At 65.6% G+C, this 13,740-nt stretch carries 12 protein-coding genes; 7 read left to right on the top strand and 5 right to left on the bottom strand.

The window, feature by feature from the left end; genetic code table 11:
* The first annotated feature begins 435 nt into the window (after positions 1-435).
* Both GGR38_RS05770 and GGR38_RS05765 read left to right on the top strand, forming a co-directional pair.
* Complete coding sequence (locus tag GGR38_RS05770; RefSeq protein ID WP_183623565.1) at positions 436-996, top strand: cupin domain-containing protein; 561 nt, start codon at positions 436-438, stop codon at positions 994-996.
* Positions 993-1,394, top strand: coding sequence for a cupin domain-containing protein (locus tag GGR38_RS05765; RefSeq protein ID WP_183623563.1), 402 nt, complete (start codon positions 993-995; stop codon positions 1,392-1,394). Before GGR38_RS05770 ends, GGR38_RS05765 begins: the two co-directional genes overlap by 4 nt.
* Here the strand turns inward: GGR38_RS05765 and GGR38_RS05760 are convergent.
* From GGR38_RS05760 to GGR38_RS05750, 3 genes are read right to left on the bottom strand one after another with little or no spacing between them, the layout of a single operon-like run.
* On the bottom strand, positions 1,387-2,202 hold the full coding sequence (locus GGR38_RS05760; protein ID WP_183623561.1) for an alpha/beta fold hydrolase: 816 nt from the start codon (positions 2,200-2,202) through the stop codon (positions 1,387-1,389). The two genes, GGR38_RS05765 and GGR38_RS05760, sit on opposite strands and share 8 nt — an antisense overlap.
* Entirely contained in the window at positions 2,192-3,457 is a 1,266-nt protein-coding gene (locus GGR38_RS05755) for an MFS transporter (protein WP_183623559.1), read from the bottom strand. The genes GGR38_RS05760 and GGR38_RS05755 overlap by 11 nt, the downstream gene beginning before the upstream one ends.
* A complete protein-coding gene (locus GGR38_RS05750; protein ID WP_183623557.1) occupies positions 3,454-4,131 on the bottom strand; it encodes an SDR family oxidoreductase in 678 nt (225 codons plus the stop codon). Before GGR38_RS05750 ends, GGR38_RS05755 begins: the two co-directional genes overlap by 4 nt.
* 236 nt (positions 4,132-4,367) lie before the next feature.
* On the opposite strand from GGR38_RS05750, the gene GGR38_RS05745 reads away from it, so the two are divergent.
* Genes GGR38_RS05745 through GGR38_RS05725 form a run of 5 tightly spaced genes read left to right on the top strand, consistent with a single transcriptional unit; the run spans position 4,368 to position 11,269 of the window.
* Positions 4,368-5,732 carry an LLM class flavin-dependent oxidoreductase gene (locus GGR38_RS05745; RefSeq protein WP_183623556.1) on the top strand — a complete coding sequence of 455 codons (1,365 nt, stop codon included), beginning with the start codon at positions 4,368-4,370 and terminating at the stop codon, positions 5,730-5,732.
* Position 5,733: 1 nt separating this feature from the next.
* Positions 5,734-7,452: an N-acyl-D-amino-acid deacylase family protein gene (locus GGR38_RS05740; RefSeq protein WP_183623554.1), complete on the top strand. Its 1,719-nt coding sequence runs from the start codon at positions 5,734-5,736 to the stop codon at positions 7,450-7,452.
* A 9-nt stretch (positions 7,453-7,461) separates the two neighbouring features.
* Positions 7,462-8,643, top strand: coding sequence for a M24 family metallopeptidase (locus GGR38_RS05735; protein ID WP_183623552.1), 1,182 nt, complete (start codon positions 7,462-7,464; stop codon positions 8,641-8,643).
* An 8-nt stretch (positions 8,644-8,651) separates the two neighbouring features.
* On the top strand, positions 8,652-9,929 hold the full coding sequence (locus GGR38_RS05730) for an MFS transporter (RefSeq protein WP_183623550.1): 1,278 nt from the start codon (positions 8,652-8,654) through the stop codon (positions 9,927-9,929).
* Positions 9,926-11,269: an LLM class flavin-dependent oxidoreductase gene (locus GGR38_RS05725; RefSeq protein ID WP_183623548.1), complete on the top strand. Its 1,344-nt coding sequence runs from the start codon at positions 9,926-9,928 to the stop codon at positions 11,267-11,269. The genes GGR38_RS05730 and GGR38_RS05725 overlap by 4 nt, the downstream gene beginning before the upstream one ends.
* A 38-nt stretch (positions 11,270-11,307) precedes the next feature.
* Here GGR38_RS05725 and GGR38_RS05720 read toward each other — a convergent pair whose 3' ends face one another.
* Entirely contained in the window at positions 11,308-12,762 is a 1,455-nt protein-coding gene (locus GGR38_RS05720) for an NAD-dependent succinate-semialdehyde dehydrogenase (RefSeq protein ID WP_183623653.1), read from the bottom strand.
* Entirely contained in the window at positions 12,762-13,730 is a 969-nt protein-coding gene (locus GGR38_RS05715; RefSeq protein WP_183623546.1) for an alpha/beta hydrolase fold domain-containing protein, read from the bottom strand. Before GGR38_RS05715 ends, GGR38_RS05720 begins: the two co-directional genes overlap by 1 nt.
* Between the last annotated feature and the right edge of the window lie 10 nt (positions 13,731-13,740).

The following is a 13,740-nucleotide window of genomic DNA, read 5'->3' as shown; positions in this document are numbered from 1 at the left end:
CCTCATTTCAAGCCGGCCCACGCGGGGCGGCAACTTTCATCCCGTAAGATTGTCTGGGGCGGTCCTGCGTTTCGCCCCGGTGCTCATGCTGTTTGACCGGGCGTTATGCTCGCCCGTTGGCATCCGGGCGAAGATGGGCATCATGAACGAATGTGCACATGATTCTGCCTCGGACGAGCAAAAATTGCATCACGATCCGTTTTCCTGATGCACGATATAGGGCCTATTCGCCTGTCGGATGATGATATGCGCCGTCATATAGATGCAAGATTGCTCGAAAGCGCATGCATTCCCTTCCATAAAAGGGCTCAACCATCGCCTTTTTTCCGCCGATTCTTGGTAATAACTCCGCCTGTCGGATGACACTACGCCGCATCTTGGAACCACAGAGCGAATGCACATCAATGCACATATCTTGCAAGAAAGGATGTCCGCATGTCCGACGAAGCACCCATGAGCCCGCCGCGCCGCGCCCTGATACGCAACCTTGCTCTGGCGGGCATGGCCGCGCAGCTGGCCTCCCCGGCCCCGGCCCTGGCGCAAAGCCCGCCGCCCTTTCCGCTCGATTTTCACGGGACAGGGCCGATCCCGTGGTTTGCCCGCGCCTTCCATCTCTACACCGCACAGGACGGCAAGAGCCGGATCGAGAGCCTGCCCGTAAACGCCCCCGCCATGGGCGAAATTGCCCTGTTCCTGCGCCGCGAGGCCGAGCGCGTTTCCATCGGCGGCACCGGTCCCAACGCCGGTTTCAGCTTTCATGTCGCCAATCAGCCGACCCTGCTGATCCCGATTTTCGGCACGATGCTGATCGGGCTGGAGGATGGATCGTTCCACGAATTGCGCCATGGCGACATCGCCATCGCCGAGGATTGCAGCGGCAAGGGCCATATCTCACGCGCCGGGCCGCAGGGCTCGTTCATGGCCTCCGTGCAAATGCCCAAAGCGCTATGCCCCGCGATCGGCAGCAGCGAGCGCGACAAGCTGTGGTTTCGATGAGCGCCTATCAAGCCGTGGCGATCATGCCCACAGCCGATGGCGGGTCGCGCCTGATCGACCTGCCACTGGCGCTCTGTCGCAAAACGGACGCCGGTCTTTGGCAAGGCATCGCGGGCGCCACCGGATGGGGCATCACGCAGGGAACCGGCGAAGGCTATGGCGAGTGGCACAATTCGGCCATGGCGGGCCTGTCGATCGTGCTGCGCGGATCATGGGCGGTCGAGGCGGGCGATGGGGCGCGGCGGGTGCTGCGCCCCGGCGATATACTGGTGATGCTGGACACGGTCGGGCGCGGCCATCGCTCGCACACGCTCGAACAGCCCTGCACGGTGATCGGCATCGCCTTTGACGCGCCAACCGAGGCAAGGCTGAGGCAGGAGGCCGCCGCGATCAGCTAAGAAAAGCCAGAATGTCGGGCGCAATTTCGGCCGCGTCAAAGGCCAGAAACCCATGCGCCCGCCCCGGCAAGGGCCACAGCCTCCCATGGCGCAGCACCGGTGCAACCTGCTGCGTCACCTCCCAAAGGTCATCCTGCGCATTGATCACCAGCGCCTGCTGCTCCACCCGCGCCATCGCGCCAAGGAAATCATAGCGATAGACGCCCATATAGCCCCACGGCATCCGCGCGCCCAGCCGCAGACATTCCGCCATTGCCACATGGCGCTGCTCGCTGGTCATGCGCGCATCGCCCAGCTCACCAAAGATTGCCCAGAGCTGTTCGACATGGGTCAGATCGGCGCCGGGGCGGGGGAATTTCTCCAAAAGCATCGCCAGTCGCCGCTCGCGCTCATGCGCCGGATAGGCGGCCAGACCGAACAGCACCAACCGCCGCACACGCGCAGGCAAACTGACCGCCAGTTCGGTCGCGATGATCGAGCCGGTATGCGCGCCCATCACGTCAAAATTCCCGCCCGCGATCTCGCCCCGCGCGGCCAGATGGTCGATCAATCCCGCCATCACCCCCGCAAAATCGGGGATCGAGGCGGGCTCGGGCGGAGCATCGCTCATGCCATAACCGGGCGTGTCGGGCGCAATCACCACCCGCCCCCGCGCCAGCAGCGGCAGGATCGGCATCCATTCACAGGAATTGCTGGGCGTCTGATGCAGCACCAGCAGGGGCGGCTGTGTCACCGGTCCATCCGGGCGGACAATGCGGTAATGCAACTGGCCGAAACGGCTGGGCGCATAGGCTTTTTCAACAAGCATCCAATTTCTCCTGCGCCCGCGCGGTCATCACCGCCAGCAAGGCCGAAAGGGACAGGGCAACCCCGCCCACCAAAGCCATCGACCAGCCCACGCGGGCCGGATCGGCAAAGACGCGCTCGGTCAGCGTCGCCACCGCCAGCGGCCCCAGCGAGCCGCCGATCATCGTCATCACAAAGGCATAAAGTGCGACCGCCAGCCCGCGCGCCTCGACCGGCACCGCCTCGGCCAGAATGGACAGCATCGTCGTCCCATAGATCGCGCTCGTCGCCATCACCGTGGCCGTGATCGCCAAAGCGCCCGCGCCGCTCTGGCTGACAAAGCCCATGCAGGCCGGGATGGTCAGCAGCGCCAGCAAGGCGCTCATGCGCAATTTGGCCACCGTTCCGCCTGCCCGCGTCACACGGTCCACGACAATCGCCGCCAGCCCCGCCCCGATCAGCGAACAGACCATCTGCGCCGCGCCCAATTGCTTGCCCACATCGGCGGGCGCGTAATGATAGGCCCGCCCCAGCAAAGCCGCCCCCCAGCCCGAGGCCGCCGCCGCCCCCATCGCAAACAGCGCCACCGCGCCATAGAGCGGCAGCAGCACCCCGCGCCGCGCCGCCATGGCCGCAAAGGGCAGGTTGAGCGGTTGAGCATCCTTCTCGCGTCGGGTCTGCGCAATCGAGAGCAGCAACAGCGCCACCGGCAATCCCGCCAGCCCCATCAGCACAAAGGCAATCCGCCACGGCGCCAGATCGGCAATCCCCGGCCACCCGGCAAAACCACCCGCCGCGCCCGCCTGAAGCACCGCCCCGGTGGCCATCGAACCAAGCCCATAGGCCACCATGCTGCCCAGCACATAAAGCGCCATCGGCCGCCCGCGCCGGTCGGGCGCGAACATCTCGCCGATCATGCCCACAGCGCAAGGCCCAAGCACCGCCTCGCCCACGCCGATCACCAGCCGGGCAAGGAACATCTGGGTGAAATCCTGCGCCAGACCGCAGGCGATGGTGCCCGCGCTCCACACCAGAATGCCGCCGAACAGCAGGCGGCGCCGGTTGACCCGATCCGCGACATAGCCGAGCGGCAGCCCCACCGAGACATAAAAGACCGCAAAGGCAAAGCCTTGCAGCAGGGCAATATCCACCTCGCCAATCGCCAGATCGCGCCGCACCGGATCGACCATCAGCGCCAGCATCCCGCGATCCACCGTCGAAACCACCTGCGCAATGCACAGGATCAGCACCGCGCTCCATACCCGCCAAGGCTTCATGCCGCAGGCCCGGCGGGATTGTTGACCGGAACCCCCACGCCATTGATCGCGCGCGACGCCGGGCTGAGCAGAAAAGCGATGACATCGGCGATCGCATCGGGATGGGTCCATTTGGCCGGATCGGCGCGGGGCATGTCGCGGCGGTTGGCGGGCGTGTCGATCACGCCGGGCAAGACCGCATTCGCGCGTATCCCGCGCGGGGCCAGTTCAACGCTGAGCGCCTCGACCACGCGCAGAACGGCGGATTTGGCCGAGGCATAGGCCGCCATCCCCACCCCCGCGCGCGCCGCCGCCATGCCGCCCACGGCAACAATCGCCCCGCCATCGGCCAAGTGCGGCACGGCGGCCTGGACCACCGCTATCAGACTTTCGACGTTACTCGCGTGCATCGCGCGCCAGTCCTGCGGTGTGCATTCCAGTAGGCGCTGCATGGCAAACCCCCCGGCCAGATGCACCACCCCGTCCAACCCGCCCAGCGCCTGTGCCGCCTGCGCCACAACCTGCGCGGCGGCATCGTGATCGGCCAGATCAGCCGGACCGAACCAACCGGGCGCGACTGCACCATGGCGTCCGGCGACCGGCGCGATATGCCAGCCCTGCGCGGTCAAGCGCGCCATCGCGGCCATGCCCAACGCGCCGCCTGCCCCGGTGATCAGCACTCTTTTATCCGGCATCGAATCCGCCCTTTCCCTGAGCCCGCGCACGGTGGATGCACCCATGTGCAAGCCCCGCACGCAGCATCACCTTGCCCCCTGCACTCTATCCGGCAGGAGATCAGGCCATACGCCATTCACGATCTTGCACAATTTCTTGCACGTTTTATCAAGGCATCGCGCCGGAAAATTCCGATAGGCGGACATTCCATGGGGATTTATCGCATGCACAGAAATGCACAAGATAATCTCTCCTTATGAAACTTCTTGCTTTCCTGATGCAGACCGGCGGCCATATCGCCGGGTGGCGCCACCCCGATGCGCAGGCCAAGGCGCTGACCGATATCGCCTATTTCCGGCAATGCGCGGCGGCGGCGGAAAGGGGCCTGTTCGATGCGGTGTTCATCGCCGATTCGGTGGGATACCCGCCCGCTAAGAGCGCCGAGACCTTCGCCTGTCTGGAAACGCCCAAGCTGGACCCCGCCAGCATCGTCGCCCACCTTTGCGCCACCACCAGCCAACTCGGCTTCATCTGCACCGCCTCGACCAGCTATTCCCAGCCCTATGAACTGGCCCGCCGTCTGGCCAGCATCGACCATATTTCGGGCGGGCGCATCGGCTGGAACATGGTGGCCTCGACCATGGAGAACGAGGCGCATAATTTCGGCCGCGCCGCCCATTACGGCCACACCGAGCGCTATGAACGCGCCGAGGAATTTGTGGCTGTCGCCAAGCGCCTGTGGGACAGTTGGGAAGATGCCGCGATGGTGGCCGACAAGGCCAGCGGGCGCTATGTCGATCCCGCGCGCCTGCATGGTGTCGATTTTCGCGGCGATCATTTCGCCGTGGCCGGGCCGCTCAACGTGCCGCGCGGGCCGCAGGGGCACCCCGTTCTGGTGCAGGCCGGGGCCTCGGAGACCGGCAAGCGCTTTGCCGCGCGCCATGCCGAGGTGATCTTCACATCGCACCCCAGCCCTGACACGGCCCGCGCCTTTCGGGCGGAAATGCATGACCTTCTGGCCGAAATCGGCCGCGCGCCGGAAAGCCTGAAGATCATGGCCGCGATCACGCCCATTGTTGCCCCCACGCGCGAAGAGGCGCAGGCCATCCAGCGCGAGCTGGACGCGCTGATCCCTACGCCCGTCGCCATCGGCAAGCTGGAGGGCTTGCTGGGCAATTTTGACCTGTCGGGCCATGATCCCGACGGCCCGCTGCCCGATGTGCCGCAAAGCCATCTGTCGCAATCGACATGGGAGCAGGTTGTCGGCCTGGCCCGGCGCGAGAACCTCTCGATTGCCGAATTGGCGAGGCGCGTCGCGGCGGGGCGCACCAGCCGCTCAATCGCTGGCAGCGCCGCCGACATCGCGGATGAATTGCAGCATTGGTATGAGAGCGGAGCCGCCGATGGCTTTGTCATCACGCCCGCCTATCTGCCCGCGGGGCTGGAGGCTTTCGTCGAGGGCGTGGTGCCCGAATTGCAGCGGCGCGGCCTGTTCCGCAAGGAGTATGAGGGGGAAACCCTGCGCGACCGATTGGGGCTGGCGCGGCCCGCCAATGGCTACGAAACGGGCGAATATGCCCATGTTCAGCCCGAAATCTGGCCCCTCAAGGGAGACGCATAAGATGGCCGATTATGATCTGGTGATCCGGGGCGGTACGCTGGCCGATGGCACAGGGGCGGATCTGTTCGAGGGCGACATTGCCATTGCCGATGGCCGCATCGCCGCCATCGGGCAAATCGCAGGGTCAGGCGCGGAAGAAATCGACGCGCGCGGACAGCTTGTCACCCCCGGCTTTGTCGACATCCACACCCATTATGACGCACAGGTCACATGGGACAGCCATTTCTCGCCCTCCACCAACCATGGCGTGACCAGCCTGTTGATGGGCAATTGCGGGGTGGGCTTTGCCCCCTGCAAGCCCGAGATGCGCGAACAGATGATCGACGTGATGGAGGGTGTCGAGGACATTCCCGGCATCGTCATGGCCGAGGGTCTGCCGTGGAACTGGACCAGTTTTCCCGATTTCCTCGATGCGCTGGACCAGCGGCGGATGGACGCCGATTTCGGCGTTGCCGTGCCGCATATCCCGATCCGCGTTTGGGTCATGGGCCAACGCGCCGTTAAACGCGAACCGGCCACCGCGCGCGATATGCAGCGCATGGCCGCCCTTGTAGCCGAGGGCATGGCGGCGGGCGCCTTTGGCTTTTCCACCACCCGCGTCATCGGCCATCGCACGGCGGGCGGCGAACAATTGCCCGTCACCACCGCCAGCGAGGATGAATTGATGACCATCGCGTTGGCCATGCGCCCGCATGGCAAAGCGCTGTTCATGTCCGCCTCGGAATTTGACACGGCCAATGGCTTTTCCAGCGAATTCCGCCTGTTGCAACGCATCGCGCAGGAATCGGGCCACACCGTCACCTTCCCCCTGCTGCAATATGACGAGGCGCCCGACCGCTGGCTGGAGATCGCCGAAGCCTGCGCCAACGCGCGCGCGGCAGGCGCGGATATGCTGGGCCAGGTCGTGGGCCGCCCGGTGGGCGTGCTGATGGGGCTGCAATTGACGCTTCATCCGTTTCGCGGTTGCCCCAGCTATGATGCGATTGACGCGCTGCCCTTGGCGCAGCGGGTGGCGGCGATGCGCAACACCGAAACGCGCGCGGCAATCCTGTCCGAATATGGCGGGCGGCTGGACCCGGCGAAATATCCCGCCTTCATGCGCTATATCCATCTGTGCTATCCGATGGGCGCAGAGCCGGACTATTCCCCGCCCGAAAGCCGCCGCCTCGACAATCTGGCCGCCGCGCGCGGGATGTCCTTGCCGGAACTTGCCTATGACCTGCTGCTTGAGGAAGAGGGGCAGGCGATCCTCTATTTCCCGGCGCGCAATTTCACGCGGTTCAATCTGGATGTCGTGCGCGATATGCTGACGCGGGATGACACCGTGCTGGGCCTTGGCGATGGCGGCGCGCATTGCGGGGCGATCTGCGATGGCTCGATGCAGACCTATCTGCTCACCTATTGGGCGCGCGACCGGGTGGGCGAGAGGCTCTCGATCCCCCATGTCGTGCATCGCATGACCGGCCATACGGCGGGCGTGATGGGCTTAGCTGATCGCGGCATTCTGGCGCCCGGCATGAAGGCCGACATCAATGTCATCGACCATGACCGGCTGCATCTTTACCCGCCGCGCGCCTCTTTCGACCTGCCCGCCGGCGGCCGCCGCCTGACGCAGGAGGCGCGGGGCTATACCGCCACAATCCTGTCCGGCATCATCACCCACCGCGAAGACCGGCCCACCGGCGAGCTGCCCGGCCGCCTGCTGCGCCGCGCTCATTAAAGGTTTCCCATGCTGCTCAACCGCCCCCGCGCCGATGAACTGATGGACCGTGACGGCATTGACGCCATCGTCGCCTCCACCCCGATCAACACCTATTACCTGTCAAGCTGGGCCACAGACGCCAGTTGGGGCTTTGGCGATCTGGCGCTGGCCCTGCTGCCGCGCGACCACGCCAAGGAAGCCGCCGTCCTGACCGTCGAAATCGATACCGGCCAGCCTCAACAGGGCGGCGGCACATGGATGCGGATCGTGCGCGGCTATGCCCGCAAACCCGGCATTGGCGTTGGCGGCACCCAAGGCGTGCTGACCAGCGAGGGATTGCCGCAAAACCACCCGGAGGCGGTGGCCGATTACCTGCGCGAGATCGGCCTTGCGACCGGCGGCGCACGCATCGCCTTTGAGGATCGCGGGCTGGGGCTGGATGTGGCCGAAATGCTGGGCGGGGCGATCGAGGCGGTGGGCGCGCGCGATTTCCTGCGCGACATTCGCATGGTCAAGACACCCGAGGAAATGGGCCATATGCGCGCCGCCAGTCGCAAAACCGAACTGGCCCTGCAGATCAGCGCCGAAGCCATCGCGACGGGCGCCACCTGCGCCGAGGCCGAGCGCGTGTTCTGGTCCGCCGCCGCCTTGGGCGGGGCGCGGCCGGTGTTCCTACTGATTACCCCCTATCGCCCCGGCTTTGGGCGTCTGGATAAAACCGCCACGCTCCTGCCCGGCGATACCGTCACCTTCGACGCCACCACCGAATTTGCCCATTATACCAGCGACATTGGCCGCACCGCTGTCATCGGCATGCCCAATGCAGAGCAATTGCGCGTGTTCAACGCCACCCGTCTGGGCTGGCGGGCGGCCCTGCCCCATTTCCGTGCGGGCGCGCTTTCCACCGATGTCGAAAAGGCCGTGACCGCCGCTATTCAGGCCGCGGGAAACCCCGAATTTCGCGGCTGCGGCCTGCATTCAGTGGGGCTGGAACACACCGACCACCCGCACCCCAATGGCGGGATGCACACGTTCGAGTTGGTCGATGGCATGGTGATTTCCTGCGATCTGCCATGGATCGGGCCGGATATCGGCAAATTCCATTTCGAGGATATCATCTACCTCAAGGATGGGCAGGTCGAAATCCTCAACAACCCCGATGGCCGCCTGCTGGCCTGTATCGACGGCCGCACTGTGCCGGTGGAGTGACCCGACCCATGCGCGAATATCCCCCGGCGCGACAGGTGATCTGGCCCATGCTGCTCCTGTTTCTGGGCGCCAATCTCTACAGCATCGACCGCGCGATTGTCGGCGTGCTGGCCGAACCGATCCGCAAGAGTTTCGCCATTGGTGATGCGCAGATGGGCTTGCTGATGGGCATGGCCTACAGCCTGCTTTCGGCGGTGCTGGGGCTTGGTCTGGGCTGGCTGGTCGATCATCGTGATCGGCGGCGGCTGGTGGCGGGCGCCATCGCGCTGTGGAGCGCGGCGACCATCGCCTGCGGCCTTGCGCCCAGTTTCGCCGGCTTCTTTGCCGCGCGCATGGTGGTGGGATTGGGAGAGGCGGCAATTGCGCCCGCCGCCCTGTCACTGATCGCGGATCTGTTTGCGCCCGCAAGGCGCGGGCGGGCGATGGCGGTCTATTTCATCGGGGCCAGCATCGGTTCGGGCCTGTCGTCGGTCATTCCGGGCATGATCCTGCGCCATGGCATTGCCATCACTCTGCCCCATTTCGGGGCGCTGGAGGCATGGCGGACGTGTTTTGTCCTGTGCGGTCTGGGCGGGCCTGTCGTCTCGCTGCTGCTGCTGACCGCGCAGGAACCCACGCGCCACGCCGCCGCGCGCGAGGATAGCGCCCATATGGCCGCCAAGCTGGGCGCGCTATGGACAAGGCGGGCTTTGGTCGTGCCGCTCTATCTGGGCTTCTGCCTGTTCTATGTCGCACTGCTGGGCATCACCATGTGGACCGCGCCTTTCCTGACCCGCCACTATGGCCTGCCGATCGCGGCTTTCAGCGGGGCGCTGGGGCTGATGCTGCTGGTGACAGGGGTGTCGGGCTATCTGATCAGCGGGTTGCTGGCAGACTCGCGCCTGTCGAGTGGCCGGGCGGGGCGCATTCCCCTGCTCTGCGCGCTGCCCCTACTGGGCCTGCCCGCCGCTTTCGCCAGTTTCGCGCCCGATTATCGTCTCTCGCTGGCCATGCTGGGGATGATCGGCATCGCCATGCCAATGATCAATGTCGCGATGAACACCACGCTTCAGGACATTCTGCCCAACACGATGCGCGGCTTTGGCATGGCCATGCTGGGCCTGTGCAGCGCGATCATCGCGGGCGCGGGCGGGCCGTGGGTGATGGCGCTGGCCGGTGGCGGCTCTGGCGATCTTGGCCTGGCCTTCCTGCGCGTAGGCGTGCCGTTTCTGCTGCTTTCCTCGCTTTGCTTTGCCGCCGCATGGCGCGCGGCATCCGCTTCTTCTCAAAAGGACGAAAACCCATGAACAGCCGCCAGATGGTGCTGGCCACCTTTATCCATAACAGCGGCGCGCATCCGGGCGGGTGGCGCTATGGCGCCGATGCCGACCAGCATGATGTCGACCATTACGTCCGTCTTGCCAAAACCGCCGAGCGGGGCAAGTTGCATTGCTATTTCTCCGGCGATCAGCAAGGCCTGCCCATGATAAAGGGCCGCGACGCCTATGCCGCCACCGATTACGCGGGCAAGCTGGAGCCGACCACCCTGCTGGCGGCGCTTGCCATGGTCACCAGCGACATTGGCCTGATCGGCACGGTATCGACCACCTATAACGAACCCTATGCCGTGGCGCGCCGCATGGCCAGCCTCGACCATATCACCAAGGGCCGTGCCGGATGGAATGTGGTGACCAGCGCAGGCAACAGCGAGGCGCGCAATTTCGGCCATGACAGGCTGATGGACCACGATCTGCGCTATGAACGCGCGGAGGAATTCGTCGATGTGGTCAAGGCCCTGTGGGACAGTTGGGAGGACGATGCCGTCCTGCGCGACAAGGCCAGCGCGCGCTATTTCGACCCGGCCAGGCTGCGGCAATTGAACCACAAGGGGCGGTTTTTCAACGTGGCCGGGCCGCTCAATGTCGGTCGCCCGCCGCAGGGGCATCCGGTGATCGTGCAAGCGGGCGGATCGGGGCCGGGGCGCGCGCTCTCGGCCCGCACCGCCGATCTGGTGTTCACTGCGCAGAGCAGCAAGGACAAGGCCGTCGCCTTTTACGACGATATGAAGGCGCGGGCGGCGGCGTTTGGCCGCAATCCTGCGCATATGGCAGTGCTGCCCTCGGTGCAATTGCTGGTCCGCTCGACCGAGGCCGAGGCGCGCGCGGCGCAGGAGGAATTGCTCCACCTGATCCCCGATGCGCTGGCATGGGCCACCTTGCAGATGCAGATCGGGTTCGACCTGTCCGATTATGGTCCCGATGATAAAATGCCCGACATTCCCCTGACCAATGGCGGGCAATGGGTGCAGCAGGAACTCGTCCGCATGGCGCGCGCCGAGGATCTGACGCTGGGTCAATTGGCCAAGCGCGCGACGGTCAGCCGCGCCAGTTTCTCGATGGCGGGCACGCCGGAACAGGTGGCCGACATGATGGAGGACTGGTTCCGCGCGGGCGCTGCCGATGGTTTCTCGCTTTCGCCCAATTACCTGCCGGGGGGGCTTGAGGATTTTGTGGATCAGGTGGTGCCGATCCTGCAAAAGCGCGGATTGTTCCGCACTGAATATCAAGGCGATACGCTGCGCGACAATCTTGGCATCCCCCGCCCCGCCCATGCCCAGATGGGGCACGAGCCGGACCTCTGGGCCTGATTTGAGGCCGCCCCGGCGCGCGCCGGGGCGGCAACCCGTCAGCCCGCCACGGCCAGACAGACCATCTTTAAATTGAGATAATCGTCCATGCCGTAATGCGACCCTTCGCGGCCCATGCCCGATTCCTTGACCCCGCCGAAGGGCGCGACCTCGGTGGAAATCAGGCCCGTATTGACCCCCACCATGCCATAGCGCAGCGCCTCGGGCACGCGCCACACGCGCTCGTAATCGCGGGTGAAGAGATAGGAGGCCAGACCCGCATCGGTGTCATTGGCGATGGCGATCGCCTCCTCCTCGGTTTCAAACCGCACCAGACCGGCCACCGGGCCGAACGTCTCCTCGCGGCACAGCAAGGCGTCGGCCGGAACCCCGGTGATGACGGTAGGGGCAAAAAACGTGCCGCCCCCCGCCACCGGCGCACCGCCGGTCAACACCCGCCCACCGCGCGCCACGGCATCGGCGACATGAGCGCGGGCCTTTTCCACAGCCCGCGCGTCGATCAATGGTCCCTGATCAGATGGCCCTGCAAGGCCCGGCCCAACCTTCAGTCCCGCCACCCGCGCGGCCAGCGCAGCGGCAAAGGCATCGTAAATGCCCGATTGCACGATCAGGCGGTTGGCGCAGACGCAGGTCTGCCCTGCATTGCGAAACTTGCTGGCAATCGCGCCTTCGACCGCGGCGTCGAGATCAGCGTCGTCAAACACGATGAAGGGCGCATTGCCGCCCAGCTCCAGACTGACCCGCTTGACGGTCTCCATGCAGCGCGCGGCCAGCTTCTTGCCCACGCCCGTCGATCCGGTGAAAGTGAATTTGGCGATGCGCTTGTCGCCGGTCAGCACATTGCCGATGGGCGCGGCCTGCCCGGTGATGACCGACAGCACGCCCGCCGGAACGCCCGCCTGCTCGCCCAGATAGGCCAGAGCCAGCGCCGACAAAGGCGTCAGTTCCGAAGGCTTGATGATGATCGCGCAGCCCGCCGCCAGCGCAGGCCCGGCCTTGCGCGTAATCATCGCCAGCGGGAAATTCCACGGCGTGACGGCGGCCACGATGCCCACCGGCTCCTTGCGCACAAGGATGCGGCGGTCGGTCTGATGCGGGGTCAGCACGTCGCCGGTGATCCGCCGCGCCTCGTCGGCAAACCATTCGAGGAAGCTGGCCGCATAGGCCACCTCGCCGCGCGCCTCGGCCAGAGGCTTGCCCTGTTCGGCGGTCATGATGCGGGCCAGGTCCTCCTGATGGTCCATCATCAATTCGCCCCAGCGGCGCAGCACGGCCCCGCGCCCCTTGCCCGTCACGCGCGCCCATGCGGCCTGCGCAGGCACGGCGGCATCAAGCGCCAACAGCGTCTCGGCCTCGCCCAGATCGGGCACATGGCCGACAACCTCACCATCGGCCGGGTTGGTAACGGCGATACTGGCCGCGCCCGCAACCCATACACCGCCCACAAATGCCGCATCGCGCAGCAGCGCAGGCTCGGCCAGTTTCAGATCCATCATTTCGTCCTCTTCTCGCTCTTGTCGGCCAGCACCTGTTGCATCCACCAATCGAATTCCTCGATCCAATGGTCCACCGTGGTGCCGGTTCCCTTCATGCCAAAGCCATGGCCCCCGCGCGCATAAAGGTGGGTTTCGGGGCGATAGCCGGCGGCAAACAGCTTGGCGTAATAATCCGGGACGCCCTGTCCCACGGCCAGATCATCCTGCGCCATGGCGATGAAGATCGGCGGCAGCGCATCGGGCGCGGGGATCGGCTTGGGTTGCAGCCACGGCTCCTTGGGCGTGCCGGGGGGAAAGGGCAAATTGGCCGCCGGGATGGGCGGCGTCACCTTGGTAAAGGGCAGGCCATAGATCAGCCCGACGAAATCGGCGCGATCCTCCGGCCTTGCCTCATGGGCCAACATGCCCGCGACATGGCCCCCGGCGGAAAAGCCCACCACGCCGATCCGGTGCGGATCTATGCCGTAATCGGCCCCATGGGCGCGCAGATAGCGCAGCGCCAGCCGCCCATCGGCCAGCGCCGCCTCGCCCGCCTGTTCGATCCCGATTTCGGCGTTCATCCGCTTGTGCATCGCCGCCTCGGTTTCGCCCGGCGCGATCTGGACCACGCGATATTTCAGCACAAAAGCAGCGGTGCCATGCGCGGCCAGCCAGCGCGCCACGGCAATGCCCTCACTCTGGACCGAGAGGAAGCGGAAGCCCCCGCCCGGCGCCACGATCACCGCCGCTCCATTGCCCTTTTCCGGCAGAAAAGCCTGAAGCGTGGGCTGGCTTACATTCCACAGCCTCTGCCCGCCATCGCGCGCCTCCTCCTGCACCGGAATTTTCAGCGATCCGGCCCATGCGGGCGCGCCCTGTGGCCAAAGCACCACGGGGGCCTGTTCGCGGACCGGGGCGGCATACGCCATTCCCCTGCTCAGGCTCAGCGCCAGCAAAGCGCCCATAATCCTGCGTTTCTTTGTCACGCCTGTTTTC

The sequence above is a fragment of the Novosphingobium sediminicola genome, assembly GCF_014196525.1.
GTDB classification, from domain to species: Bacteria; Pseudomonadota; Alphaproteobacteria; order Sphingomonadales; family Sphingomonadaceae; genus Novosphingobium; species Novosphingobium sediminicola.
The sequence above is the reverse complement of the archived record's forward strand: the minus strand, read 5'-3'. Positions and strand labels throughout refer to the sequence as shown.